General features: G+C 39.0%; 37 protein-coding genes and 1 tRNA gene. 13 read left to right on the top strand and 25 right to left on the bottom strand.

Features of this window, described 5'->3' with window-relative positions:
• Positions 1-41: 41 nt before the first annotated feature.
• The 3 genes from Q8N22_01940 to Q8N22_01930 are packed head-to-tail and all read left to right on the top strand — an operon-like array spanning position 42 to position 2,236.
• Entirely contained in the window at positions 42-737 is a 696-nt protein-coding gene (locus Q8N22_01940; protein MDP3052700.1) for a PrsW family glutamic-type intramembrane protease, read from the top strand.
• Between the two features lie 7 nt (positions 738-744).
• Positions 745-1,134 carry an Hsp20/alpha crystallin family protein gene (locus Q8N22_01935; GenBank protein ID MDP3052699.1) on the top strand — a complete coding sequence of 130 codons (390 nt, stop codon included), beginning with the start codon at positions 745-747 and terminating at the stop codon, positions 1,132-1,134.
• A complete protein-coding gene (locus tag Q8N22_01930) occupies positions 1,127-2,236 on the top strand; it encodes an aromatic amino acid transport family protein (protein ID MDP3052698.1) in 1,110 nt (369 codons plus the stop codon). Before Q8N22_01935 ends, Q8N22_01930 begins: the two co-directional genes overlap by 8 nt.
• Positions 2,237-2,276: 40 nt before the next feature.
• On the opposite strand, the gene Q8N22_01925 is transcribed toward Q8N22_01930, so the two are convergent.
• Positions 2,277-2,447: a hypothetical protein gene (locus tag Q8N22_01925; protein MDP3052697.1), complete on the bottom strand. Its 171-nt coding sequence runs from the start codon at positions 2,445-2,447 to the stop codon at positions 2,277-2,279.
• A 119-nt stretch (positions 2,448-2,566) separates the two neighbouring features.
• Between Q8N22_01925 and Q8N22_01920 the strand changes: the two genes are divergently transcribed.
• The 3 genes from Q8N22_01920 to Q8N22_01910 all read left to right on the top strand — a co-directional run bounded on the left by Q8N22_01920 (position 2,567) and on the right by Q8N22_01910 (position 3,853).
• The gene (locus tag Q8N22_01920) at positions 2,567-2,743 is read left to right on the top strand and encodes a hypothetical protein (GenBank protein MDP3052696.1); all 177 of its coding nucleotides are present in this window, start codon (positions 2,567-2,569) and stop codon (positions 2,741-2,743) included.
• A gap of 16 nt (positions 2,744-2,759) precedes the next feature.
• A complete protein-coding gene (locus Q8N22_01915; protein MDP3052695.1) occupies positions 2,760-3,266 on the top strand; it encodes a hypothetical protein in 507 nt (168 codons plus the stop codon).
• A 419-nt stretch (positions 3,267-3,685) separates the two neighbouring features.
• Positions 3,686-3,853 (top strand): hypothetical protein, encoded by a 168-nt coding sequence (locus tag Q8N22_01910; GenBank protein ID MDP3052694.1) that lies wholly within the window; start codon positions 3,686-3,688, stop codon positions 3,851-3,853.
• 53 nt (positions 3,854-3,906) lie between these two features.
• Here the strand turns inward: Q8N22_01910 and Q8N22_01905 are convergent.
• From Q8N22_01905 to Q8N22_01880, 6 genes are all read right to left on the bottom strand, one after another.
• A tRNA-Arg gene (locus Q8N22_01905) sits at positions 3,907-3,978 on the bottom strand.
• The gene (locus Q8N22_01900) at positions 3,965-5,263 is read right to left on the bottom strand and encodes an O-antigen ligase family protein (protein MDP3052693.1); all 1,299 of its coding nucleotides are present in this window, start codon (positions 5,261-5,263) and stop codon (positions 3,965-3,967) included. The genes Q8N22_01905 and Q8N22_01900 overlap by 14 nt, the downstream gene beginning before the upstream one ends.
• Positions 5,253-5,750: a hypothetical protein gene (locus Q8N22_01895; protein ID MDP3052692.1), complete on the bottom strand. Its 498-nt coding sequence runs from the start codon at positions 5,748-5,750 to the stop codon at positions 5,253-5,255. The genes Q8N22_01900 and Q8N22_01895 overlap by 11 nt, the downstream gene beginning before the upstream one ends.
• A 13-nt stretch (positions 5,751-5,763) precedes the next feature.
• Positions 5,764-6,234 (bottom strand): MgtC/SapB family protein, encoded by a 471-nt coding sequence (locus tag Q8N22_01890; GenBank protein MDP3052691.1) that lies wholly within the window; start codon positions 6,232-6,234, stop codon positions 5,764-5,766.
• Positions 6,235-6,243: 9 nt separating this feature from the next.
• Positions 6,244-6,567, bottom strand: a complete 324-nt coding sequence (locus Q8N22_01885; protein MDP3052690.1) for a translation elongation factor-like protein — start codon at positions 6,565-6,567, stop codon at positions 6,244-6,246.
• A gap of 42 nt (positions 6,568-6,609) precedes the next feature.
• A complete protein-coding gene (locus Q8N22_01880; protein ID MDP3052689.1) occupies positions 6,610-7,176 on the bottom strand; it encodes an LOG family protein in 567 nt (188 codons plus the stop codon).
• A gap of 175 nt (positions 7,177-7,351) precedes the next feature.
• Between Q8N22_01880 and Q8N22_01875 the strand changes: the two genes are divergently transcribed.
• On the top strand, positions 7,352-7,630 hold the full coding sequence (locus tag Q8N22_01875; protein MDP3052688.1) for a hypothetical protein: 279 nt from the start codon (positions 7,352-7,354) through the stop codon (positions 7,628-7,630).
• Between the two features lie 26 nt (positions 7,631-7,656).
• Here the strand turns inward: Q8N22_01875 and Q8N22_01870 are convergent, their stop codons facing one another.
• The 5 genes from Q8N22_01870 to ruvA form a co-directional block, all read right to left on the bottom strand.
• A complete protein-coding gene (locus tag Q8N22_01870; protein MDP3052687.1) occupies positions 7,657-9,096 on the bottom strand; it encodes an RtcB family protein in 1,440 nt (479 codons plus the stop codon).
• An 8-nt stretch (positions 9,097-9,104) separates the two neighbouring features.
• Entirely contained in the window at positions 9,105-9,587 is a 483-nt protein-coding gene (locus Q8N22_01865; protein ID MDP3052686.1) for an archease, read from the bottom strand.
• Positions 9,588-9,757: 170 nt separating this feature from the next.
• Entirely contained in the window at positions 9,758-10,192 is a 435-nt protein-coding gene (locus Q8N22_01860; GenBank protein ID MDP3052685.1) for a hypothetical protein, read from the bottom strand.
• 107 nt (positions 10,193-10,299) lie between these two features.
• Positions 10,300-11,517, bottom strand: coding sequence for a UDP-N-acetylmuramoyl-L-alanyl-D-glutamate--2,6-diaminopimelate ligase (locus Q8N22_01855; GenBank protein ID MDP3052684.1), 1,218 nt, complete (start codon positions 11,515-11,517; stop codon positions 10,300-10,302).
• A gap of 18 nt (positions 11,518-11,535) precedes the next feature.
• Positions 11,536-12,117 carry a Holliday junction branch migration protein RuvA gene (gene ruvA / locus Q8N22_01850; GenBank protein MDP3052683.1) on the bottom strand — a complete coding sequence of 194 codons (582 nt, stop codon included), beginning with the start codon at positions 12,115-12,117 and terminating at the stop codon, positions 11,536-11,538.
• A 31-nt stretch (positions 12,118-12,148) separates the two neighbouring features.
• On the opposite strand from ruvA, the gene Q8N22_01845 reads away from it, so the two are divergent.
• Together Q8N22_01845 and rpsT are read left to right on the top strand one after the other, a co-directional pair.
• Positions 12,149-12,550: a hypothetical protein gene (locus Q8N22_01845; protein ID MDP3052682.1), complete on the top strand. Its 402-nt coding sequence runs from the start codon at positions 12,149-12,151 to the stop codon at positions 12,548-12,550.
• Positions 12,551-12,596: 46 nt separating this feature from the next.
• Positions 12,597-12,878 (top strand): 30S ribosomal protein S20, encoded by a 282-nt coding sequence (rpsT, locus tag Q8N22_01840; protein ID MDP3052681.1) that lies wholly within the window; start codon positions 12,597-12,599, stop codon positions 12,876-12,878.
• On the opposite strand, the gene Q8N22_01835 is transcribed toward rpsT, so the two are convergent.
• Both Q8N22_01835 and Q8N22_01830 read right to left on the bottom strand, forming a co-directional pair.
• Positions 12,836-13,648, bottom strand: coding sequence for a hypothetical protein (locus Q8N22_01835; GenBank protein MDP3052680.1), 813 nt, complete (start codon positions 13,646-13,648; stop codon positions 12,836-12,838). The two genes, rpsT and Q8N22_01835, sit on opposite strands and share 43 nt — an antisense overlap.
• Positions 13,649-13,987, bottom strand: a complete 339-nt coding sequence (locus tag Q8N22_01830; GenBank protein MDP3052679.1) for an MTH938/NDUFAF3 family protein — start codon at positions 13,985-13,987, stop codon at positions 13,649-13,651.
• A 112-nt stretch (positions 13,988-14,099) separates the two neighbouring features.
• Here Q8N22_01830 and Q8N22_01825 point away from each other — a divergent pair, with 112 nt between their 5' ends.
• Positions 14,100-15,167: an aminopeptidase gene (locus tag Q8N22_01825; GenBank protein MDP3052678.1), complete on the top strand. Its 1,068-nt coding sequence runs from the start codon at positions 14,100-14,102 to the stop codon at positions 15,165-15,167.
• A gap of 52 nt (positions 15,168-15,219) precedes the next feature.
• Here the strand turns inward: Q8N22_01825 and Q8N22_01820 are convergent, their stop codons facing one another.
• The 10 genes from Q8N22_01820 to tgt all read right to left on the bottom strand — a co-directional run bounded on the left by Q8N22_01820 (position 15,220) and on the right by tgt (position 22,899).
• Complete coding sequence (locus Q8N22_01820) at positions 15,220-15,441, bottom strand: hypothetical protein (GenBank protein MDP3052677.1); 222 nt, start codon at positions 15,439-15,441, stop codon at positions 15,220-15,222.
• 34 nt (positions 15,442-15,475) lie between these two features.
• A complete protein-coding gene (gene cutA, locus Q8N22_01815) occupies positions 15,476-15,781 on the bottom strand; it encodes a divalent-cation tolerance protein CutA (GenBank protein MDP3052676.1) in 306 nt (101 codons plus the stop codon).
• 81 nt (positions 15,782-15,862) lie between these two features.
• Entirely contained in the window at positions 15,863-16,456 is a 594-nt protein-coding gene (locus Q8N22_01810) for an L-threonylcarbamoyladenylate synthase (GenBank protein ID MDP3052675.1), read from the bottom strand.
• Entirely contained in the window at positions 16,446-16,718 is a 273-nt protein-coding gene (locus tag Q8N22_01805) for a chorismate mutase (GenBank protein MDP3052674.1), read from the bottom strand. The genes Q8N22_01810 and Q8N22_01805 overlap by 11 nt, the downstream gene beginning before the upstream one ends.
• Positions 16,719-16,722: 4 nt before the next feature.
• Positions 16,723-18,423, bottom strand: coding sequence for a prephenate dehydratase (gene pheA / locus Q8N22_01800; protein ID MDP3052673.1), 1,701 nt, complete (start codon positions 18,421-18,423; stop codon positions 16,723-16,725).
• 21 nt (positions 18,424-18,444) lie between these two features.
• Complete coding sequence (locus Q8N22_01795) at positions 18,445-19,068, bottom strand: class I SAM-dependent methyltransferase (protein MDP3052672.1); 624 nt, start codon at positions 19,066-19,068, stop codon at positions 18,445-18,447.
• A gap of 48 nt (positions 19,069-19,116) precedes the next feature.
• Positions 19,117-20,430, bottom strand: a complete 1,314-nt coding sequence (locus Q8N22_01790; GenBank protein ID MDP3052671.1) for a phosphoribosylamine--glycine ligase — start codon at positions 20,428-20,430, stop codon at positions 19,117-19,119.
• A 108-nt stretch (positions 20,431-20,538) separates the two neighbouring features.
• Positions 20,539-21,222 (bottom strand): D-alanyl-D-alanine carboxypeptidase family protein, encoded by a 684-nt coding sequence (locus Q8N22_01785; protein MDP3052670.1) that lies wholly within the window; start codon positions 21,220-21,222, stop codon positions 20,539-20,541.
• Positions 21,219-21,692 (bottom strand): hypothetical protein, encoded by a 474-nt coding sequence (locus tag Q8N22_01780; protein MDP3052669.1) that lies wholly within the window; start codon positions 21,690-21,692, stop codon positions 21,219-21,221. The genes Q8N22_01785 and Q8N22_01780 overlap by 4 nt, the downstream gene beginning before the upstream one ends.
• A 61-nt stretch (positions 21,693-21,753) precedes the next feature.
• The gene (tgt, locus tag Q8N22_01775) at positions 21,754-22,899 is read right to left on the bottom strand and encodes a tRNA guanosine(34) transglycosylase Tgt (protein ID MDP3052668.1); all 1,146 of its coding nucleotides are present in this window, start codon (positions 22,897-22,899) and stop codon (positions 21,754-21,756) included.
• A 65-nt stretch (positions 22,900-22,964) separates the two neighbouring features.
• On the opposite strand from tgt, the gene Q8N22_01770 reads away from it, so the two are divergent.
• From Q8N22_01770 to Q8N22_01760, 3 genes are all read left to right on the top strand, one after another.
• Complete coding sequence (locus tag Q8N22_01770; protein ID MDP3052667.1) at positions 22,965-23,477, top strand: nucleoside-diphosphate kinase; 513 nt, start codon at positions 22,965-22,967, stop codon at positions 23,475-23,477.
• A 65-nt stretch (positions 23,478-23,542) separates the two neighbouring features.
• The gene (locus tag Q8N22_01765; protein MDP3052666.1) at positions 23,543-23,764 is read left to right on the top strand and encodes a hypothetical protein; all 222 of its coding nucleotides are present in this window, start codon (positions 23,543-23,545) and stop codon (positions 23,762-23,764) included.
• A 139-nt stretch (positions 23,765-23,903) separates the two neighbouring features.
• On the top strand, positions 23,904-24,125 hold the full coding sequence (locus Q8N22_01760; GenBank protein MDP3052665.1) for a hypothetical protein: 222 nt from the start codon (positions 23,904-23,906) through the stop codon (positions 24,123-24,125).
• A gap of 65 nt (positions 24,126-24,190) precedes the next feature.
• On the opposite strand, the gene Q8N22_01755 is transcribed toward Q8N22_01760, so the two are convergent.
• A partial coding sequence (locus Q8N22_01755; protein ID MDP3052664.1) for a GerMN domain-containing protein occupies positions 24,191-24,584 on the bottom strand: 394 nt, incomplete at its 5' end.

Below are 24,584 nucleotides of genomic sequence, written 5' to 3'. Positions count from 1 at the left end.
AAAAAAAGAAAAATTATTAATGATTTCAAATCGGAGTTAATATGACTTACCTAGCGATACTTTTGGGAATTTTGCCGGGTTTAATCTGGGTATTTTTTTATCTTCAAGAAGACCCGCATCCCGAACCCAAACGGTTGATTTTGATAACTTTTGTCGTAGGCGGCCTGATGGCTCTGCCGGTACTCATTTTTCAACTTTTAGCCCAGGACGCTTTAACTTCTTTTAATATAGCAAAAAGCAGTATCATCATGATTGTCGTTTTGGCTTTGATTGAAGAAATTTTTAAATTTACCGCCGCTTTTTGGATGACTAAAAAAAATCCCGATTTTGACGAACCGATTGACGCTATGATTTATATCATTACCGCCGCTTTGGGCTTCGCGACCGTGGAAAATCTTTTAATTATGGGCAATATTTTTTCCGGGGTAAACGCCTTCTCGCTGACCGCCTCTTTAAATACGGCCTTCAACGCCATCGCCTTGCGTTTTATCGGCGCCACCCTGCTTCACACTTTGGCCTCGGGATTGTTGGGTTATTATTGGGCCATCGGAATAATCAAAAAATCGCTTCCCAAGTATCTCGGCTACGGCTTAATTTTGGCGGTTTTAATTCATTCAGTTTTCAATTATTTGATAATAAAATTCCAATCGGTAAATTTTCTTATCCCCAGTTTGTTTCTGATTTTGGGCGCAATTTTCGTTCTGGTTGATTTTGAGAAATTAAGGAAAATGATATAATAAAAATATGACCGAAGAAAATAGAAACCCGGAAGAATTTTTAAACGAAGAATTAAGCGAAGAAGCCGAAGGTTCGCTTTTAGTTGATGTCTACCAGACCGACGATGAAATTAGCGTCCGTTCCGCCGTGGCTGGCATTTTGCCTGATGACTTGGAAATCAACATTACCACTGAAAGCGTCACTATCCGCGGCAAAAGAGAAAAAGAGATAGTAGTTGAAGAAAAAAATTATTTCTATCAGGAATGTTTCTGGGGTACTTTCTCACGCTCAATCATTTTGCCTCAGGAAATTGACCCTGAACGCTCAACCGCTACCGTCAAAAACGGAATTCTGACTATCCGGATGCCCAAGATTGAGCGTCAAAAAGCCAAAAAGATTAAAGTAAAAATTGACTAAATTTTTAGAAGCTCTGGCCGTCTTTACGAGTACTATCGTCGGAGCGGGAATTTTCGGCCTGCCCTACATCGCTTTTAAATCCGGATTCGGAGTAGTAATTTTTTATTTTCTTGTCTTAGTGATTTTGGCTATAATCGTTCATCTTTTATTGGCCGAAGTTAGCCGGAACACCCAAAAAATCTGCCGTATTCCCGGCTATGCCGAAGAATATCTCGGAAAAAATTGGCGGAATTTCAGTTTAATCGTTTCTTCTCTGGGATTGCTCGGCGCTCTATTGGCTTATCTTATTTTAGGAGGAAATTTTCTGGCTTCTTATTTCGGCGGCTCCGCATTTTTATACACCATATTGTTTTTTATTTTTGGCGCTATTTTGATTTACAAAGGGATTAAAGGCATCGCCAAAATTGATTTAATAATGTTAGTGGTTATTATTTTCATTCTTTTTCTTTTTTTGGTTCACGGTTTGCCTTTTTTCAATTTTAAAAATCTTATAACCTTTAATCCACAGTTTCTTGCCTTCCCTTACGGCGCCGTTCTTTTTTCCCTTTGGGGGCTGACTTTGGTGCCGGAGATAAAAGAAATGACGGAGCGGGACAGAAAAAAACTGAGACAAGTGATAATTTCCGGCATTATCTTGGCCGGACTTTGTTATCTTTCTTTTATTTTCATCATTCTCGGTGTCAGCGGCTCGCAAACCTCGCCTGACGCTCTTTCTGGTTTTGCTAAAATTATCGGCGAACAAGCGGTTAGATTGGGTTTTATTTTTGGGATCCTAACCGTTTTCACCTCTTTCCTCGGCCTGGGATTAACGCTTAAAAAAATTTTACAATACGACCTGAAATTGCCGGAAAAAACCTCCTGGGCTGTCGCATGTTTCTTGCCACTGCTTTTATATCTTTTGGGAATTAATAATTTTATCGGAGTTATTTCCGTCACCGGCGCCGCCGCCTTGGGGCTTGAAGCCGTTATTGTTATTTTTATTTATAAAAAATACATAGAAAAAAGATTTCAGCGCAAAACCCCGATTTGGATTTATCCTTTAGCGGCATTCTTTCTAATCGGCTTAGTTCTTCAATTATTTTCTCCAATTTTGTTTAAATAAAAACCGAGAGGGGTGAACCTCTCGGTTAAAACTTAATTTTTTATGCGAATATTGGGGTTGAAGGCTCGCCTTTGTTCTTTTGCTCGTTGTTATAACACCAGCGGTGGACCTTTCCGTCATCAGTTCTTTCATCGGTCTGAATCCAGAAACCAAAAATCCGGCAAAACCATCCTATTTTCCGGCCGCAAATCTTACAAGTCCAATCGTCCATTTTTGCCTCCTTATTTAATTTTTAATTTGCAGTTTTAAAAAGCTTGACATAATTTTAAAACAAACTATTATACCTGTCAAAGTGAGCTCTTTAACAGCAACAAAAAAAGGAGGAAAAAGATGGAAGAATTTATAGTTATCAGTTGGTGGATTGACCCTAAGAGGTTTAATGACGTTATGCCGGAAATGACAACACATCCTAACTTAAAAATGGCCTGGAAAGAAGCGACAAGGAGAAGGAAGTTTTTAGGAAAAGAAGCCAGGGTTAAGATAACTAAATTAATCAAAGAAATTTGAAAAGGAGGTAAAGGGAATGATTAAAGTTACTGTTTGCGGCGCCTGCGGAGAAACAGGAAGACGACTGATTGAGCTGATTAGCCAAGACAAAGAACTGAAATTGATGTTTGCTATTGAAGAAAAAAACCACCACAGAATTGGCAAAACCATAAATATCGGAGACCACGTTGTGATGGATAATTTGGGAGAAATCATCAATGAAACCGATGTAGTGGTTGATTTCGGCGATTTTTCAAAAACTGGTTTAGAACATTTGGCAACAGCCGCCTACGATGGAAAAGCTATTATTATTGGAAATGCCAACACAAAAAATAGCATTCTCCCCGAAATAAACGCGATAAAGTACCTAATTGATGGACGAATTCCCTGTGTTATCGTTTCACCGATTACGACAAACAAGGGCATTCCCGCCAGTCCTTCTTGTATACGCGATGTCATTGCGGCGATAAAATGGATTGTCGGTAAGCCAGCCAAACTCTACGACATGCAGGATATTTTGGCCGCAGAATGTTTTAGAAATTAAATAAACAGAATAAATATAGCCAGTCCGCTAATTATCAACGGACTGGCTTTTTATTTTACCCCGCTAGAAAACAAGGTGTTCTCTACGGGGTTTACTATTGTAATTTCACGATCGTGGAATTACAATAGTAATTGAAGAAAAGCTTAAAATTTGACAAATTTGTATTTTTTTGGTAAACTATATTAAGTTAATTAACTTTAGCGGAACCTTAATAAATTAAAAAGGAGGCGTAAAATGGGCTGCCAACATGGATCTGATATTATGTGTAATCTCTGCCCCTTGGGATGGCCGTCGCCAAAACCTATTTCTCTAACTCTTCACCCAGACCGCCGCTTAAGCCAACCGACAGAACCTATTTCCATACCAAGGATTTTGTTTGGAAAAAATAAAAAAGAAAAACACCACAACGGAGGTAAATAATGGAAAGCTATAGTTTTTGGGATGTTATCGCTGTATTAACTCTAATTTTCTGCTTTTTTGTTTGTAGCTGGATTTTAGCCAGAATTATCTATCTGGTGGTGAAAAGTTTCAAAGAAAAACCGGAAGAAGCGATAATCGGGAAAAAAGTACCCTCCTTAAATGTCTAATGTAGAACAATTAAAAGCCCTTTGGAATTTTCCAAGGGGCTTACTATTTCAAGTGCCCTCGGCAGGAATCGAACCTGCATCACCTCCTTCGGAGGGAGATATTGTATCCATTCAACTACGAGGGCTAGTCCCTAACATTATTCCCAAAACCAGCCACAACATCAAGCGGCCGGGCTGTAGCGTCCAAAGAAAATGGTCAAATAAACCGAATCCCAACAGAGACAGAAACATTATCAAAGCGACTAAGGAAGTATAATTCATTTCTGAAATTTTATTTAAAAAGGGTTTAATATTTTTTATTAAAAGTTTAGCGATGAATACTAAAAAAACAATCAATCCCAAAACTCCGGTTTCCGAACCAATAAGCAAATAAATATTGTGTACCGGCTGCCACTGCCAAACCTGGCTCATCCCAAAAAGTTGATAAATTCCTTTTTTCACCGAATAAATCACCTGGTTGCCCAAGCCGACACCTAAAGGATGATTTTTTACCAGATACCAGCCCAATTCATTATAAGAAATTCTCTGATTGACCGCGGGTTCGTTTAAAGAAATTTGCGCTCTGGGAAAAATCAACTGACCAAGCCCCGAAAGCAAAATCAAAAAAATAAAAAATAAAACTGCCGAAAAATAAAAATTCCGCCGACGGAAATCTTTTTGACGGAAAAGACAAAAAATAAAAACAAGGGTTAAAACAATTCCCAAAAACCAGGCCGTGCGTGAAAACGCCAGGATTAAACCCAAAATTATAATAAAAATCGCCGCGATGCTTAAAAGTCCAAGCCAAAATTTTTTCTTCCGATTAAAAACCCTTAAAAAACAATAATAAGCGCCGAATAACCCCAAAAGCAAAAAAGCCGCCAAAACATTGGGATGGGGAAATGTGCCGTAAGCCCGCAAAATTTTACCGCCGCCAATGACTATTTTGGCAACTCCAGGGATTCCTTGGCCTAAAACCGATTCCCCTAAAAACTTCAACCCCAAGCTTTTTTGATTTAAAAACTGGAAAAAAGCGATAAAAGATTGAAAAACGGCTGAACCGGCTAAAACCGCTAAAATAGTTTCCAATTTAATCCAATTTTTTCTCAAACTTTCCGCGATTGCCAACGCGGTCAAAACCAATAAAAATAATCTTATAAAATTGTAAAGAGCCAGAAACTTATAAGAAGCGAAAAAGATTGAGATTCCGGCAAGGAATAAAAAAATACTCAACAAGCGGAAACGCGTTAATGAAAAAATATTTTTTATTGTAAAAATCAAAAACAAAACCATCAAAACATCGCTGGCGTACAAAAAAATCGCCTCATATTCGTCAAAGCCGGGTGTAAATTTAAAAAACAAAACCCTGTAGCCGAAAGGCAAAGAAATTAAAAACAGCCAAAAAAATAATTTAGATAGCTTATTCAGCAAAGTTTATTTTGATATATGCCGTATCGCTTGGCTCGGGAGAATAAGATATTTTCATCTGAATTTTATATTTATTGAAAACTTCTTTGATTTTCTTGGCTAATTTAACGGCTAACTGATTTTCGGTGGTAGTGATTATTAAATTCCCGGAATCATTTTTGATATCAATCAAGCGATCCATCGGGTCCCGCTCAAAAGCCCGCCGGCAAAAATTTTTGATTAATTTAATTAAATCCTCTTTGGAATCCACGGGAAAATTGCTTATAACTAATTGTCCCTCAAATTCCTTGTCTTTAATCATCTGGCAAGCCGGACATAAAATTGATTTCCCCTTCACCTTTTCTTGAGAGGGCGAAGGGTGATGCCAGAATTTTTTATAATAAATTGAATGGCAGGTTGGGCAAAAATCAACCCCCTTTTCACCAAGAGAAAATTCTTTTTTTCCGGTTCTTCGGGCCGGAAGTTCTTTATTGTACCGCCATTTTTCCATTATTGGATTGAAATTAAGATTTAGGCGTGTTTTTGTCCCGAAAACGGTCTAGAAAAATTTCAAAATAATAAAGCAGGGCATAAATTAATAAAACTAAAAAGGTGGCAAAAAAAGCGACGAAATAAAATTTAAGACCGACGGTCATTCCGATAGCCGCCGTGGTCCAGATACCAGCCGCTGTAGTCAAGCCCTTAATTTTTGATTGTTGAAATACAATCAAACCGGCGCCTATAAAGCCTATGCCGATTACAACTTGCGAAGCTATCCGGGAAGGGTCAAATCCTGGCCCGACAGCAAAATACATAAAGCCGACAGTTGAAAGAATCGTAAACAAACAAGACCCCAGGCAAACCAAAGCGTGGGTTTTAACGCCCGCCAATCTTCCTCTGACTTCTCTTTCGGTCCCGATTAAAGTCCCCAAGATAACGGCTAAAAAAAGCTGGCCAAAAATTTCTAAATTTTGGGAATTAAAAATTGTGTTCATTGATAAATATTATTCTACGGGGTAAACCATATCGCCTTCCCGCACTTTTTCCGAAACTTTTATTCCTACTTCCTGGTTTTTCTTGGCGCTTTTAATGTCTTTGTGTTCATACTGCATCGATTCAATCGCCTGCTCAAAATCGGTATTCGCTCCCTTAATCTTTATTTTTTCGCCGACCTCAACGGTTTTTTTGAATTTTATAATCGCCACGTTGATTCCCCCGAAATAATGGGTTATTTCGCCGATTGGCTTCTCCTTGCAGGACTTACAAACGCGAGGTTTGGGGCAAGAAGTTTTTTTTGCTGTTTTTTCCGCTATTTTTTTTATTGGCATTTTTATAAAAAGTTTTATCGACCTTTATCTTATTATATTATATTATATTTCTTCTTCTTTTATTAATTCAACGACTTTTTTTAGAAGCTCGACCGGCTCTTTGGCATAAGCGATTTTCCCGGGGCCGCGATAACTCTTGACGATTAAATCCTGAATTATATCAGCCGTACCGCCGGTGCCTTCGAGAACCCCAATCGGCTTTTGATCTTCAAAAGCGATAGTAAATTCATTAAGCGTCCCCATCCGTCCGCAGATAGTGATAACGGCGTCCGACGCCCGCGTCAGTAAAAGATTTCTGCCGGAATAACCAAAGCCGGTATATAAAATCACATCATGATAATCAATCGGCAAATGATAAGTCCTCTGATGAGCGGCTTTGGAAGCGGCTGGCGAAAAACCAATAACCGTTCCGCCAGCTTTTTTGGCGCCTTTGGCAGCCCAATATGGCATACCGGTGGTGGCGCCGGTAACCAGAATAAAACCCTGCTTGGCGATTTCCCGGCCCATTTCCTCGGCTTTCTCTATCGCGTCCAATTCACAGTGCCCGGTTTCCGCAGAGCCGGAAACACAAATTACATATTGAAGACCAGAAGATTTTTTATTAGCCATTTTCAATAAATACTGATTTATGCTGATTACTGCGCTGATTTACGCTGATAGTTTAAGTATAACAATATTCAGTGAAAATTTTAAGTCCCGCGGATGGTCTTTACAAAATATAGAAACTATGCTATTATAACTTTAATCTTAAGTTTGATCTTTAAAATAAAAGGAGGTGATAAAAATGCCTGATCAAAGCATAAATCTTATGTACGATCAGCAGGGAGAATTAGAAAGAATAACAAAAACCATCGGGGATAAAGAACTGAATTTTAGGTTTGACGGCCACAAAGCGGTTCATATCGGAACAGATTGTTTCAACGGCCGGCTCAATTCCGTAAATGACATCTGGATTCCTAAAAATCAATTCATCGCTGCCTGTAGACAAGCAACCGCAATATTCAAAAGCAAGCATATCAACAAAATCAGGCAACCCCAGTTTCAACCCTCCCTTTCTCATTAGGCTCTCAAATACTTTGAGAGCCTTTTTTATTCTCCCTTAATTACCGCTAAAGGTTTTAATCTGGCTACTTTTTTTGAAAGACCGGCCTGATGAACCACCTCCACCACGCCTTCAATGTCTTTGTAGGCCTGAGGCGCTTCTTCGGCTAAGCCGCTTGGAGAAGCGCAACGGATGACTATTCCCTTGCTTTCTAAACTTTTAATCAACTCCTGAGGCGAAACCGCGCGCGCCGCGGCATGCCGCGACATTGTCCGGCCGGCGCCATGGCAAGCGCTAAACCACGCTTCAGCTCCCTCTTTTGTTCCCGCTAAAATATAAGAAGCCGTGCCCATTGACCCTGGAATTAAAACCGGCTGTCCGACTTCCCGGTATTTTTCCGGAATTTCCGGATGGCCCGGCGGAAAAGCCCTGGTCGCTCCTTTACGATGAACGATTAATTTTTTTTCTTCGCCATAAACCAAATGATTTTCAATCTTTGCGATATTATGCGCCACATCATAGACGACTTTTAACTTCGAGCCCGAGTCCCCTAAAACGCTCTTCCAAGCCTTGCGGATAAAATGAGTAATGGCCTGCCTGTTAGCCCAAGCGTAATTCGCTCCGCAATTCATGGCTGTAAAATAATTTTTACCTTCGGAAGAATCAATCGGACAAGCCGCCAATTCCCGGTCAGGCAATTTTATTCCGTATTTAGACATAGCGTTGACCATCACCCGGATATAATCAGTGGCAATCTGGTGGCCGAGTCCGCGTGAGCCGGTATGAATCATCACCAAAACCTGGTCTTTGAACAAGCCAAACGCCTTAGCCGCTGTTTCGTCAAAAATTTCTTCCACTTTTTGAATTTCCAAAAAATGATTACCCGAGCCTAAAGTTCCGACTTGATTTCGGCCGCGATTTTTCGCCCGTTCGGAAACCAAAGAAACGTCGGCGTTAGTTAAACGGCCGTTGGACTCGCAATTTTCCAAATCCTCTTTTTCGCCACAACCCTGCTCCACTATTCTCTGGGCTCCGTCTTCCAAAATTTTTTCAATTTCCCCAACGCTTGATTTAATCTGGCGGCCCTGGCCCAAGCCCGAAGGAACTTCATTTTGAATTTCGGTAGCTAATTTTTCCAAATGCGGCCTGATTTCTTTTTCAGAATATTCCGACCTTAAAACCCTCATCCCGCAATTGATGTCATACCCGACACCGCCTGGAGAAATGACGCCATCTTTAAAATCCATTGCCGCCACTCCGCCAATAACAAAACCATAACCGGTATGAATATCCGGCATAGCCAGAGAATAATTCACGATGCCCGGCAGAGAAGCCGTATTGATAACCTGGCTAAAAGCGTCCGGCTCTATTTCGTTTAATATCTTTTCCGACGCATAAATTCTGGCCGGAACCCGCATGTCTTTCCGGAAATCTTTCGGAATTTCCCAAAGCCAATCGGATATTTTTTGTAAATCTTTTTTATCCATTTTATCCATTATACATCAAACAAAATAGTCGCCTCCCAAATACCATTTTTGTCTTGAGAAATATTTAAATCATGATAAGTCACTGCTTTAATATCCTCGTCAAATCGTTCAATTTCATAGCCGCTTATTTTGGCTTTCAAATAAACCATTCCCTGAACGCCGTCTGGCTGAAAATCAATCAATCGGACTATGGGATAAATCGCCTGATTAATCTGGCTTTCCCCCAAAATATCGTTGAGAAAATCAATCAGTAAAACTTCCCGGTCTATTGATTTGATGATGATCGTTTTGGCAAGCCTTAATTCTTGTTTTTTGGGGTTTGCGTTTTTAAACAATATAGAAGCCATCGCCCAAACCGCATTTTCATAAAGCTCTACAAGTGTTTTTCCGAAAACTTTTATTTTTATATCCGCTCTATGTTCTAAAATCTCAAATTTTTTCACCCCGGTAGAAGTCGCTTTATCTGCGTTTGACGTTGTTTGTTGGGACATAATGTTTTTAGAATATCCCTCGTTCTCGTCTTCTCGTAGAAAAATTTTATCAAAATTTTTCTACTTAAGACTTCTAACGGGGTTCATTTTAATTATTTTAGCAATATCATCGGGCAATAAAAAGTCCCCAAGCTAAGCTTGGGGACAAACATAAAAATTGATTTACGAAATTAGTTAGGGGGTAATTTGGCGATTGTATTTGCTACCTTCATAAACTTCCGCCCTTTTTCTAAATCTTTTGCCAAAGAATCAGGTATTTCAACTAGCCTAAATTTCCCTAAAAAAATATTTATCATCGTGCCTCTTTCAGTCTCTTCAGTTTCACAAATTAGTATCGCATGGATTTCGGGTAATTTCGACATCACTTGATAAACTTGATTTTGTTCAAGCCTAGAAAACGGCATCGGTTTTCCTAAAATTTCTAACGTCAATAGCCCATCCCACCCGAGTATAAAAATCAAAAAACCCGTTAACAAAAGACTCATCCAACCAAGCTTTATTGCAAAAAGATTTCCCGAATACAACAATCCGCCGGAGAATGCTACGAAAACAAGAATAAGCCCAATTACAAGCTTAAAGCCCGAATAATTGTTACCTTTAACCATTTCTACCTCCCTTTTTTAAAGAGCAGACATCTTCAGCGGGATGTCTATTCTTTTTGGCCTATATTAGACATCTCAACTTAAAGATACTGTATTATTAGTAATTTTCCTTAATCTGTCAAGATTTTAGTTTCTTTAATAATTTCTTCCACGATTTTCCTTTCATCCCACGGAATTTTTTTGCCTTTTTCCAAATGGAGCCACGGTTCGCAACCCTTACCAGTCAAAATCACGGTGTCGCCTTTTTTAGCTAAAACTAAAGCTTTTTTGATCGCTTCCCGCCTATCTAAAATTTTATAGACCGCTGATTTATGCTGATTTATTCCGATTCCCTCCTCAATCTGATTTATTATTTCCAACGGCGATTCATCATAAGAATCCTCGTTAGTAAGAACAATCTCATCGCAATATTTCGCGGCGATTTCCCCCATTTTCGGCCGTTTCCATTTATCCCGTCCGCCGCCCGCGCTACCTAAAACGCAAATAAGTTTTGAGTTTTGAGATTTAAATTTTGAGTTTATGGTTTGATAAACCTTTTCCAAAGAATCCGGAGTATGGGCGTAATCAATGACCACTATAAATGGCTCTGTTTGGATTATTTCCATCCGGCCGGGGACGCCATGAAAATTTTCAAGGGCTTTTTTGATTGTCTCCTCGCCAATCCCCTGCGATTTAGCGAAAGCGATGGCCGCAGCAATATTTTCTAAATTAAAATCACCGATTAAATTGGGTTGCGGGTTGTAAGTTGTAGGTTGCAGGTTATTCTTGGAATATAAAATTACCTGGCCGCTTCCGCCTTCGCTGGCTTTAATAAAATAATCGGCGGTGGCGTCATCTTTGTTAATAAAAAATAGTTTTTGGGAAATTTTTAATTTTTTAACATAAGCAAAAAAACTGATTTTGGCTTCCCGGTATTTCTCAAATGAACCATGGCTTTCAATATGCTCCGGCGCTAAATTAGTGAACAAAGCGGCATCCCATTTAATAAACCGGTGGCGATGCTGTGTAATTCCCTGTGAAGTCACTTCAACTAAGGCATATTCGCAGCCCGCGCTAACCGCCTGTTTTAAAAAGCTTTGAATGAAAGCCCGCCCCGGCATCGTGTTACCGAGATAATTTTTCTGGTTCTGTTTGTTAATTTTAATCCGGACTGAAGAAAGTAGGGCGGTTTTTTTGCCGGCCGCTTCCAAAATGGCGTTAATCAGCTCCAGAACCGTGGACTTGCCTTTAGTACCGGTCACTCCCAAAACAAAAATCTTTTCTGAAGGAAAACCGAAAAACAACGCTCCCAAAAAAGACCAAAAAAAGTGATACCAGGATAAAAACATATTCAAAGATAAATGAATTTAACGCTTATTTAGAAAACGCAGGGCTTCTTTCAGACGGTCTTCTATTTTCTTGATTTCGGGAGATATTTTACCCAAAGCGTCCCGCACCTGCCTTCGGGAATAACCCAAACCGACCAAGGCCTCTTCTACTTCGTTGTCTAAATCCAATTTTTCGGTCAAAGTTTTGGCGGTTTTCAATTTTATTTTGTTCTTGAGTTCCAGAATAACCCGTTCGGCGGTTTTTTGGCCGATACCCGAAGCCCGGGTCAGCAAATCCGGCCGGTTTTCAATAATAGCGGCCATAATATTCTCCAAGCGGTCAACCGCCAAAATATTGAGAGCTGTTTTCGGACCGATACCCGAGATGGAAAGAAGTAAGGCAAAAAAGTTCAATTCTTCTTCTTTGAGAAAGCCGTAAAGCTCCAGACTGGCTTCCTCGCGGATATACAAATAACAAAAAATTTTAACTTCAGAACCGGCGGCCGGCAAATTATTAAGCATGTCGGCGGTCAAAAAAATTTTAAAACCAATGCCGTTATTTTCTATGACGGCGAAATTCTCTCCCCGCCCAGCCACTTTTCCCGTTAAATAATGGATCATTTCGTTAATGATATAATAGCATTATCTTACTATGCGATTCAAAGCCCCTAAAAATAGCGAAAGATTTTTTTGGACTAATCATGTTTTCGGGAAAATGATTTTTTATGGGCTTTCCGAGCAACGGGTAAAACGGGCTATCTCAAATCCCGACCGGATTGAAGAAGGCATCGCCCCGAATACCGTTGCTTGTATGCAAGTCAGTGGCTCCGAAAAACACCGTCAGGAAATCTGGGTGATGCTTCAGAAACGCGGACCCGCGCAGACTACACGCAGAACAGCGCAGACAAAAAATAATTTTCCGCGTAAATCTGCGTTAAGTCCGCTTAAGTCTGCGACTGTGAAGATTATTTCCGCCTGGCGCTATCCCGGAAAAAGTCCGGCGAAAAATCCCATTCCCCGGGAGATACTTGATGAAATAAAAAACTTGGTATAAATTTCGCCCCTCTTGCTTTAGGGATTAAAATTTATATAATAATGACATGCCTAAAATCAAATCAGCTAAAAAAGCTTTAAGACAAAGCGTAAGAAGAAAAAAGCAAAATATCGGAAGAAAAAACAACCTTAAAAAAGCCCTGAAAAATTTTCAGGAGCTTGTTAAGACCGGCAAATTTGAAGAAGCGAAAAAATATTTAAGCGAGGTTTATAAAAAAGCCGACAAAACCGCCAAGGCCAATACTATCAAAAAAGGCAAAGCCGACCGGATAAAATCCCGCTTAACTCAATTATTGGCTAAAGCCAAATCAAGCAAAACCTCTTCATAATCTAAGCCGCCGGATTTTACCGAAACATCATAATCCGCCAACTTCAAAAGAAGATTGGCCGGCGCGCCGTAACTCAATAAATTGAAAGCGTAAGCCGCAGGCTCTTTTTGAATCAAAAGCCGCTCCAAAGCGACTAATTTTTTTTTCAACGGGTTCTGGCCGGCCAGAATTCTTGCCAAATCAAAAATTTTTTCCTGATAAGAAAAAGGAATTAAGGACTCCAGATTGGAAACAGAAATCGGCTGAGGAAAATCAGCCATGGAAATTTTGTCCAACTCATTAATCAAGGCCCAGGTATCGGTATTAGTTTGTTCCTGCCAGCGAATCAAATAATCCTTGGCATTGGGTTCAAATTTCAGATTACGTTTTTCGCCTTCTTTCCTGATAAAAAATGCCAGCTCTTCTGCGTTTAATTTCTTGAATTCCTGGTTTGAAACCGGCTTCTCAATCAAAAAATCAAATTCTTTGACCGGTTTTTTCTCTTCCAATATCATCAAAGCGATATTGTCGTTATTTAATTGTTCTTTCAGAATCGGTTTTATTTTTTTCGGCTCAACTTCAAAAATGCCGCTGACCAAAGCCATTTTAAAATTATCAAAAAGCGATTGCTGTACCAAAAAATCTTTTAAAGACAAATAGCTTTCTTCGTTTTCGGATAAATCAAAATTTTTGAAATCAAAATCAGGATGCTTCTTTTTATTGAAATCAATCAGTTCTTTTTCTTTTTGCCGCCGGCGATAAGAATCCGGCCCCCATAAAAAAATGATCATCTAACAGGTCAAATGGAATAATCCCGCGACTTTTTTATCCTTTCCCAGAGAATTGAAACTTTTTACCGCTTCCGCTGTCGGCTCAATCACTAATTTTATACCCTTTGACGTTATCGCTTGCTGCGCCTCATCCATCGCTTTGGCCGCGCCCATTTCTCCGGTGCCGATGACGATTGCCTCCGGTTTCTGGCCTAAAACTTCTTCAATTTCCCTTCTCCCTATCTCATGGCTTTTGTTCCGCCACCAAAGCCTGACTTTACCATCCAAGTCAATCTGAACGTCATGGTTATAAACCTGGCCATTAATTTTTATAAAACCGAAAGAATATTCTTCAATCATAATTTCATTATAACACTCTTAAGATTATTGCCCTTATTTGACAAATTTAATATTTTTATTATAATTATATTTCAAAATGAACATTAACAATTAAATAAGAAAGGAGATAATAATGGAAGACTCAAGACTGAAAGCTTTGGCGGATATTTTTGTTAATTATTCCTTGGAAGTGAAAAAAGGAGAGCATATTCTGATAAGAGCTGATGAACCGGAAGCCCTGCCTTTGATGGAAGAAATTTACATTAAAATTTTAGAAAAAGGCGGCTATCCCCTGATTCGGATTAAACCGGAAATTTTTGATTATTTATTGGCGAAACACGCCAGCAAGAAACAGATTGAAAATTTCCTGGACACGGAAATTTATGAATTAAATAAGGTACAGGGGAGAATTAAAATTTGCGCTCCCAAAAATCCGAAAATGATGGCAAACGTAGACTCGGGAAAACTAGCTCTCGTTCAGAAAAAATTAGGAATGTACCGTAAATATCTTGATAAAGTTAAGTGGTTGCTTTTCTATTATCCTACCGAAGGTTTAGCCCAGCAAATGGAGATGTCCCTTAAAGAAACTGAAAATTTTATTTTCAAAGCATGCCTGAAAGACTGGAGAAAAGAAACGGAAAAAATGAAAAAAATCAAAAAATTTTTTGACGGCGGGAAAATTGTCAGAATTAAAGGCAACGAAACCGATATAGCCTTCAGTATCGAAGGCAGGAAGGGAGAGTTAAGCGGCGGAAAGCACAATATGCCCGGCGGAGAAGCTTATTATGCGCCGATAGAAAATTCCATTAATGGTCAAATCTTTTTTGAAGGGTCAAGATCTTATGAAGGAAAGGCAATGAAAGATATTTTTCTGGAATTCAAAAATGGACGAATAACAAAAATAAAAGCTGAAAGCGGCCAAGATTTTCTAACCTATCTGACTAAAATCGACAGAGGCGCAGCCAGAATTGGTGAATTTGGGATAGGTTGTAATTACGACCTTAACCGGATAACCAACGAAACGCTTTTTGATGAAAAAATCGGCGGCACGATTCATCTGGCTCTGGGTGATAGGGTTAATTTTGACGGGAAAAACAGATCAATCCTCCATTTTGATATTGTCAAAGATCTCCGAAAAGAAGGAAAAATTTATCTGGACGGAAAACTGGTCCAGGAAAAAGGAAAATTTATTTTTCTCTAAATTTTCCGCAAAACAAAAAAGGACTGGAATTAAAACGCCAGTCCTTTTATTTTTATTTCAAAGAACCACTTAAAATTTTGTCTTTCATCAACAAGTCCAGCGTTTCTTTTCCAATCAAGATGTGAATAAATTCGGTTATTTTCGCCCCAGTCACCATTCTTTCTTTTATCTGATTATATATCAGAGTGATTTCGTCTTTTCTTGGTTCCCCGAATTCCTTAATCAGCTGATTTATATCGGTCTGACATTGAGCTTCGAATTTTTCTTCTTCCATTTCCGCCTCCTTTTTTAAAGAACCTCCCTCAAACCTATTTTAAAGTTTCTTTTAGCCAGTGAAAATATTTTTTATTCACTTTTCTGACGGAAATTCCGATAACGCAGGGAATTTTATAACTGTGATTTTTCAAAATAAATTTTTCCACTTTTTTGAAATTAATCTTCCGGGTTTTGATAATGGCGACTACCTCTTTTGATTTTTCAATCTTGCCTTCTCCGGCGTAAATTGAATCACTCGCCAAAATATTAACGCAGGCGGCCAGTTTTTCCCTAATTAAGGCCTCGGCCATTTTTTCGGCTTCTTCTTTATTGGAAAATGTGGAGTAAATAAGAATCATAGTTTTTGGTAATTAAGTAATTTTGTAATTACAGTAATTGCCGCAATTACCCAATTACTATTTATATATATTGTTAGTATATCAGAAACGGATAGTCAGGGGTTTTTCTTTTGTTAAATCAATAATTTTTGAGGGTTTATTTTTAGGCAAATTACCGGCGTCTATTATCAAATCCGGCTTTATCCTCTTACTAGCGAATTGTCTCAGAACTTCTCTGATTTTTGTCGTCGCCTCCCCTCCTGAAATATTCGCTGAGGTCTGGGCAAGCGGAAAATCTATTTTTTCAAAAAGCAAATAGATTAATTTATAATCGGGAATCCTTATGCCTGTTGTTTTATTTTTCGCCGCCAATCCTTTCGGCAGATTATTTTTTGATTTCAAAATTACCGTTATTTTCCCCGGCCAGTTTTTCTTCAGAAATTTTTCCTGTTTTTCATTAACAAAAGCGTATTTCTTGGCCATTTTCAGGTCTTTAACGAAAATAGCGAGGGGTTTTGTTTTGGGCCGTTTTTTTATTTTAAAGATTTGCCCGACCGCCTTTTCGTTTCTCGCGTTCGCCAAAAAACCGTAAACGGTATCAGTCGGAAAAATCACCAGCCCGCCTTTTTTGATAATCTTGGCGACTTTCCGGATAATTTTTCTATCCGGATTTTTGGGATTAATTTTAATGAGCATTTTTTTGTTTAGAGCGCGAGGTTTTAAGAATCAACTTAAATAACCTCTTAACCATTGATTCGTCTAATTTATATTTTTTAGCCAAAATTTTTCTTATTTCTATCATTTTTTTCTCCCTTTCCACGGCAAAAATCGGCAGGTTGTTTTTGACCTTACATTCGGCGACTTTCAAAACCAATGCGAACCTTTCGGCTAAATTTTGTAAAATTCTAAAGTCGATTTTGTCTATTTTTTTTCTCAAATTTTCCAATTCTTCAGGCATAATTTTAAGAAACGCCTAAAATTCTAAGCACGGCGCAATATTTTTTAATTCCCTTAAGCGCTTCTTTCAAATTTTTATTTTCCGGTAGCGCCTCAACCTCCAAGAAAAAATAGTAATTCCAGCGGCCGACCGCGCTGGGCCGGGAATGAAGTTTAGACAAGTTTATTTCCCGGCTAGCGAAAGAATTTAAAATATCTCTTAAAACGCCCGGCCGGTCATAAACCGCAATTAAAATTAGAGTTTTTTTGGCTTTCAGTTGCCGGCTTATTTCCGGGTATACGCTTTTTGATAAAACGTAAAATTGAGTCGTATTGGATTTTTTGTCTTCAATATTTTCGGCTAAAATTTTCAGCCCGTATTTTTTGGCCGCTTCCCGGCTGGCGATAAAAGCTGTGCCAAGATCATTGGTTGAAAGAATGGCCTGGGTAGAACTGGAAGTAGTTTCTAAAATCGCTTGAGGAAAATTTTTGCTCAACCAATTCTTACATTGGGCTAACGGCTGAAAATGAGACTTGATTGTCTTAATTTTTCCGAAATTATCGGTTCTCCCTAAAAGACAATGATGGATATCCAAATTATAAGAACCAAGCACGGAAAGAGGATAATCAATAAGATTGTCCAAAGTTTCTTCAATAATTCCTTCGGAAGAATTCTCGGCCGGTACTATGCCAAAATCAAATTCGCCGCTATTAATAATTTCAAAAATTTTAGCTATAGTCGGACAAGCGATTAAATCGGTCTTATTCGGGAAAACATCCAAAGCCGCTCTGTGAGAATAAGTGCCTTCCGGGCCTAAAAAAGCGAGTTTTATATTCTTTTTCGCTTTAAGATTAAATATTCTTTTTTGCTTTTTAATTTCAATCGGCTGATGTTCTATCAAAGAAATGATTTCTGTTGATTTTAGCTGGGCTATGGGAATAAAATTCTTCATAGAATCTGCTGTTTGGCTGAAAATTTTAATGAATTTCCGATAATCCTTGTTTTTAACCAATAACCCGAGACGACGGCTTTCCGAGAAAAATTCCCTTAAAATTTTCAAAAAAAATGGATTTTCCATTTCTAATTCCGCGTAAAGTTCCGGATTAGACCCTAAAATTCTTCCCATTAAAATACTTTGAAGCCGGAAAACGGGAGTGGCGTAGGCGTCAAGAATCGATAGCTTTTCTTTTTGGATGGTTCGCGCCAAAACTATATTGGTAAAATGCGTTAAGGCCTGGATTATCGCCATTTGTTGGTCGTGTTCCTCGGAAGTGGTAAAAATCACTTTAGCGCCGTTTTTTTCAAAAATATTTTTCAAGTAATCAACCCAACGATTTTGACGGCCAAGACAAAAAACAATTAGCTGATTTTTAATTGAAGGCGATAAAGGCCCGAAAAGCGGATGAATACCCAAAACGCCGCAACCGGCTTTCATCATTTCTTTCAAAGATTTTTCTTTAAGCGAAGTAAAATCCGCCAAAAGCGCGTCCGGATGAAGATATTTTCTGATTTCTTTTATTACTCCGAGAGTCGCTCTTAAGGGCACAGAAACTATGACAATATCTGCGGTTTTGGCTAATTCAACGGAGGTTAAGTCGGTTTTCCGGCTGGCGATTAAAACTTTTAAACCATTGATTTCAAAAAAGGACTTAAACCATTGGCCGAATTGACTGGTGCCGCCGATAATGCCGATAATGGGTTTTTGAGATGATTTTAAGATAGCCATTTTATTGAATCTTGGCTTGAATCAGCTTTTTAAATATTTTTCAAAAACCAGAATCGTCCCGCCGTTCCTTCCGTCAAAAATTTGCGCGAGCTTGACCCCGTTTTTTCGGAAAATATCAACATATTCTTTTTTAGAAAGCGCGCTATTTCTTAATTTATCAGGATTATGTTTTTGGCTGGCCGTCCAAGAATTTTTAAAGATGGCATCAAAAAAAATATATTTTTTTGAAACGTTTACTAAATTTTTTATCGCGGCAAAAGTTTCGTCGCTACTCTTCAAATAATTTATCACACCAAGGCAGATAACGACATCAAATTTATTTTTTCCAAACGGCAAATCCAAAATATTTCCCCGGCTGATTTTTTTCCTGACGGACGGTTCGGAGTTCTTGATTGCGAATAAAGAAGGGTCGATTCCCGAAACCGAAAAATTATGTTTATTTTGCAATTCAGCTATCAAATAACCGTGAGCGCAACCCACGTCCAGCGCTTTGGCCGGTAATTTTCTGACAATTTTACTGATTTTCCAGGCAACATACGGCACCCACCTGTCGACTTCTTTTTTATAGTTTTTATAAGACCCCGAACTGAAATATTTCTGGTCAAATTTCAACTTTACGGACTTATCTTTTCTTTTATTTATCATATTTATCCGTCATCGCCGCCATATAAAATTAAGAAAGGTCGGGACGATTTAATACAAATAACCCCAAGTCTGCAGTTTATCGCTCTCCGTGCTCCATTTGACGCCGATGTCGGTGCGATAAGCCATATTTTGGATCATAATATTCTTAATGCGCGAATAGACCTGCTCCCGGGCTTCAACCACTGTGCTGCCGGAGCCGGTAATTACCAGCAAACAGCCCGACTCGCCGGCAATACGCCAGACGCCATTCACGTTTTTAATGTCTTCAATATGCACGCCCTCTAAATTGTCCGATTTTTTAAAAAGTATCGGCACGTCCCGGAACGTTTCTATCAGTTCACGGTCATTTTTGGCGAAATAAGTCGGCGCCAGAATTCTCACTCCGATCTGAAACCCCCGCTTGGTTCTCAATTCAAAATTTTCGCCTTTGACTAATTTTGATAACCATTCTCCCGTCGGCATAGCTATCCCTTCCAGCTGAATGGGAATAGTCGGGTAACCGAACCGGCAGGTAAATTCCAAGGGATAAACTCCCCTACTATTGGCAATACAATTTATGTCAATATAGCCAATGTAGCCGGATTCCGCCAAAGCCGGTTTCATTTTTTCCAAAGTCATTCTGAATAAATTATTCGGCCGGCTCCAGAACATCAAAGTGCCCATTTCGCCGGCCATCGGACCGATGTCGCCGGGAAAAATCTTTTTATGTTCAAAATTAATATTAATGGGCATGATAAAATCTTTGCCGTTGAAAAAAGCGCCAGTCGCCACCTCCACTCCCGAAACGTATTTTTGCAGTTGGAAAACCGGAGCTTTCTTTTTCCAAATTTCTTTGTTGCGCTCCAATAATTCCAAAATATCCTTACCGTCTTCTTCTTCACCCAAAAATAAAAGACCCTTGCCGCCGGAAGGAGTGTTGCCGCTGGGCTTGAATACATAACGTTCGGGGTTATTCCTGATAAATTCAATGGCTTCGTCGTAATTGGAAAACTGCCATTGAGGTAGAATATTAATCCCATGTTTTCTCATTTCTAATTGACCAAACTCTCGGTCCATTTCCAGCCGGTCCGTATAAATACTGCCTCCGATTACCAGCTTGCCCTTGCGCCGCAATTTATCGGCTACCGGCCCAAACTCAACATCGTCAAAAATAATGACATCAGCCCAGTCTATGTGCGGCTCCCAGGCATCAACCCTTTCTATAAAGCCAAGATAAACATCAGCATCACTTTTAGCTTTGATATAAGATTTAACGACGTGGCCTTCCTTGCTTAATTGCCAGGCCAAATCGCCGCTCAAACTTTCCAGAGACACGAATAAAAATTTTTTTGATTCCGCGGAATGATTTAAGTTATTGTTCATTTATATTTATTAATAATGAAGCAACAAAAATTTATTGTCAATGGATTTTTACCCGAAAAATTTCATTTCGCATAACTCAACTAAAATTAAAATTTTCTCGGACTGGAATTATTTTTCATAACGCCAGTGCCAGGGTTCGAATTTAACCCCAACTTTATTATTTTTCGGGAAAGACAAATAAAAACCGAATTTAGACGCGTTTTTTTCCAGCCATTGATATTCTTTCGTTTGAGAAAAATCTTTGTTCTTTTTTTTCAAAATTCCGGCGGTGGTAAAATCTATGGCTTGTTTTTGCGGATAGCCGTGCTCGCTGTAGCCGGGTAAAACAACGTCTTTAACGGTTTTTTTTATTTTCCAGTCATTCTTCTTTAAAATATGAAGTAAAATCAACATCTGATAAGCAGGCGAACGATATCCCGAATTTATTAAAAGTAATTTTCCCGTTTCCTTTTTAAGGGATTGATTCATTTTTTTAAATGCCTGATAAACGCTTTTGGGTAAAAAAACCACGGGGAGATAATTAACTTTCGTCTTATTTTTATATTTTTGCCCCCTAATCATGACTAAATTCTCAGAAACGGGTTTTGTGCCGTAAAAAGGTGTTTTTTTGCCGTATTTTGATATATCAATATTCTGGATTTTCCTGATTAATTTCCTTTCTGCCGGACTCAACGAAGACAAAAAAACCCGATAATCCATCAAGATAATTTTCTTCCGGCTCTGCCGCTTTTTGTATAAAAATTTTTTAAGAATTCCTTCTAAAATTTTGATTTCCTTTTCTTTGAATTTCATTCCAGTATTTTGTGAGTAAAAATTTTTTCAATTCTTCGCCTGGGCTGGTTATCACCGGTTTTCCCGTAAGTGAAATGATGAGCTATCGGAGTCCTGCTTCTATAATAGAAAAAGGCGTTGCTGACGGCTTTTTTACCACCGATAAAAAACCCCATATGTTTATTTCCTTCTTTTTTTTCCCAAAGCAAAACATTGCCCGGTTTTAATTTTTTGGTGGAGTGCCACCCGTTCTTCAGCATGTCTTTTATCGTGCTTTCAATCGTAGCGTGAGGATAAGTGATCAAAGAAAATAATTTTAGAACAGAGGAAGCAAAAGAAGCGCAAGAGTGGCGGCCGTTCATTGAAACATCCCGCTTTTTCCCCTTGTCATCAATAATGAAAAAATTGCGGAACATCCTAGTCCCAATACTATTTTTAATCGCCTGCAGATAACTTTCTTTAATTAATATTTTGAATTTCGGCTTGACCATACATCTAAGATGATGATAAGCCAAATAAATTCCGGAATCAATCAATTTTTACTCTCTGAATTTAAAATTTTCCCTTTTTGATTTTCTCCCGGACTTTGGCTATCTCATTGTTGAAAAAATACAGATTATGGAAAGTCAAAAGTTTAAGAGCAGTGATTTCGCCGGCCCGGAAAAGATGATTAATGTAATTCCGGCGATAATTCTGGCAGACAAAACATGAACATTTTTTATCCAGCGGCTTTTTGTCTTTCAAAAATTTCATTCTGGCGAAATCAAGCTTTCCTTCGGAAGTGAAGGCCGCGCCGTGTCGGGCGTACCGGGTCGGCACGATGCAGTCAAAAGTATCAACTCCGGCCTTGATAATTTTGGCTATGTCTTCCAAGCGCCCGATGCCTAAAAGATGCCTCGGTTTTTCTTCAGGCAGTTCCTTGATCACCCAATCAATCATTTCAACCATTATTTTTTTATTGTCGCCGAACTCGCCGCCGATTCCGAACCCGTCAAAAGGCAACGAACCGATAAATTTAGCGCTTTCTTTTCTTAAGTCCTTGAACTTCCCTCCCTGAACAATGCCGAACAAGTTTTGAGTTTTTAGTTTTGGATTTTTGGTTTTTAAACACTGAAGCGCCCAGCGATGAGTTCTTGAAAGAGATTTTTTTGTGTAATCGTAATCTGCCATCGGCGAGGTGCATTCATCAAAAGTGAAAATAATATCCGCGCCCAAGGATTCCTGGATCTCAATTGATTCTTTCGGCCCCAAAAATATTTTTTCGCCATTAAGTGGCGAGGTGAAAAATACGCCGTCTCCGGTAATTTTTAAAAGTTTCGGCTGCTGGCCTTTTTTGATAAACAAATTGGATTTCTCTTTTAAAATCTTACCGGTGCCGAAATCTCTCCCGAATCCCAAACTGAAAACCTGAAACCCGCCAGAATCCGTCATTAATGGCTTCGGCCAATTCATAAATTTATGCAGGCCGCCGGCGGATTTAACGATTTCTTCCCCGGGCTTCAAATGCAGATGGAAAGTATTGGCAATCAAAATCTGGCTTTTGGTTTGTTCAACTTCTTCGCTGGTCAAAGTTTTTACCACCGCCTGGGTGGCCACCGGCACCAAACACGGCGTTTCCACGATTCCGTGGCTGGTTTTGAGCATTCCCAATCTGGCCCGGCTGATTTTTGATTTTTTAAGAATTTTAAATTCAAGCATAATTAATTTTAACAAAAAAATCGGCATTTGACGATTTTTAAGATTTTTGTATAATACTCTCTTATATGAATAAGATTCAACAAACCTTAGTCATCGTCAAACCCGACGGCCTGATAAAAAGCTTAACCGGCAATATCTTGACGGCGCTTTCCGAAACAAAATTAAAAATTGTCGGCGCCAAAATTTTGAAAGTTCCCAAAAAGTTAGCCGAAATTCATTATCAGGAATTAAAATTTAAAAAGCCCAAAGTTTTCCCCGAGGCGGTAAAATATCTGATGGGCGGATTTCACACCGACCGGGTTTTGGCTTTGGTCTATCAGGGTCAAAACGCCGTCAACAGTATCAGAAAAATCTGCGGCTCAACTAACCCCGAAGAAGCCGATTCCACCAGCATCCGCGGCAGATACGGCCGCATCAACAGCAAAACCGGCGTTTTTGAAAACGTCATCCACACTTCCGAATCCGTTAAAAATGCGGAAAAAGAAATCAAACTCTGGTTTAAACCGGAAGAGCTGACCGAAGTAATATTCAAAACGAAAAAATTGATTAAAACCTCTGCTGAAAATATTTGGGCTTAATTAATTTTTCGCTTTTTCAGGCACTTTAATAAAACAAAAATAAAAAGGAGGTAAGTATGTGCGTAATGACAGTACAGGGTAAATTTTTAAAGATAACTTCTGTCGCCGCTGGAATGCAATTGGCTCTTTTTAGGCGAGACGAAGGAGCTTTCGCAATCTTTGAAATTGAAATACTGCTGCAAGACCAGATCTTTGCTCTCAAACAGCATCAATGCGATGAGAAAACAGCTCTCAAGGAATATGAGAAAATACTGAAAAAATTAAAAAATACCATCAAAAAAGGCTGATAATTTCATCAAAAAGCCGAGGATTTTACTCCCCGGCTTTTTATTTTGTGTTTTTTATGGCTTATTGACTTTTTTAGCAATTTCTGCTAATATATATTAAGTGAATCGGTTAATCGCACATTAAAAAGGAGGTAGCAAGATGGCTACGGAAATCAAAAAAGATGAATCTTTGGAAAAAACTGTTAATGGCGGAGCTACTCTTTATCTCTTTAAATCAGAGATAGAAGTAGACTGTCCAGGTTATCTTCCTCGTATCTTGTTTAGGCATCAAGATCCGGATGCGGTTAAAATGATGCATCAGGAGATGCTTGAATTATTTAAGGAAGACCTCCAAAAATTCATGGGGAGATATTTTTTCTAATCTCCAAGCAACAATAAAAAGCCGAAATTTAAATTTCGGCTTTTTTATTTGTTTTCCGGCTGTCTTCAAGGTTGCAAAATATCTTCAGTGCGGCCGTTGATGGAAATAACCACTTCCTTCACGGTCGGAAATTGTTTCAAGGTTTGAACAATCTGGGCGCGGATAGCCGCCACCCGGCAAGAGCCGCCGACCTGAAATTCCAATTGCTCGTCAAACTCAACTTTCGCCGTTCCGTTTTCAATCGTTAATTTCTGGATTTTTACCCCCGGATTGATACTTGTAAAATACCCCCCTGCCTTCTCTGTATCTGTGGGGCCCTTTAATAATTCTTCCAAAGCCGCCTGGCCAACCGCCGGGGTTTTTGAGATATATCTTTCAACCGCAAAAACTTTATTACAGGAGGCCTCGGGATCCAGATTACTGTTATTAAAATAAATTTTGACCTTAGAAGTTTCCTTC

The sequence above is a fragment of the bacterium genome (genome assembly GCA_030693325.1).
In the GTDB taxonomy this organism is placed as follows: domain Bacteria; phylum Patescibacteriota; class Minisyncoccia; order UBA6257; family MFKM01; genus MFKM01.
Note: the sequence above shows the minus strand (reverse complement) of the source record. Positions and strands in the feature narration are given on the sequence as shown.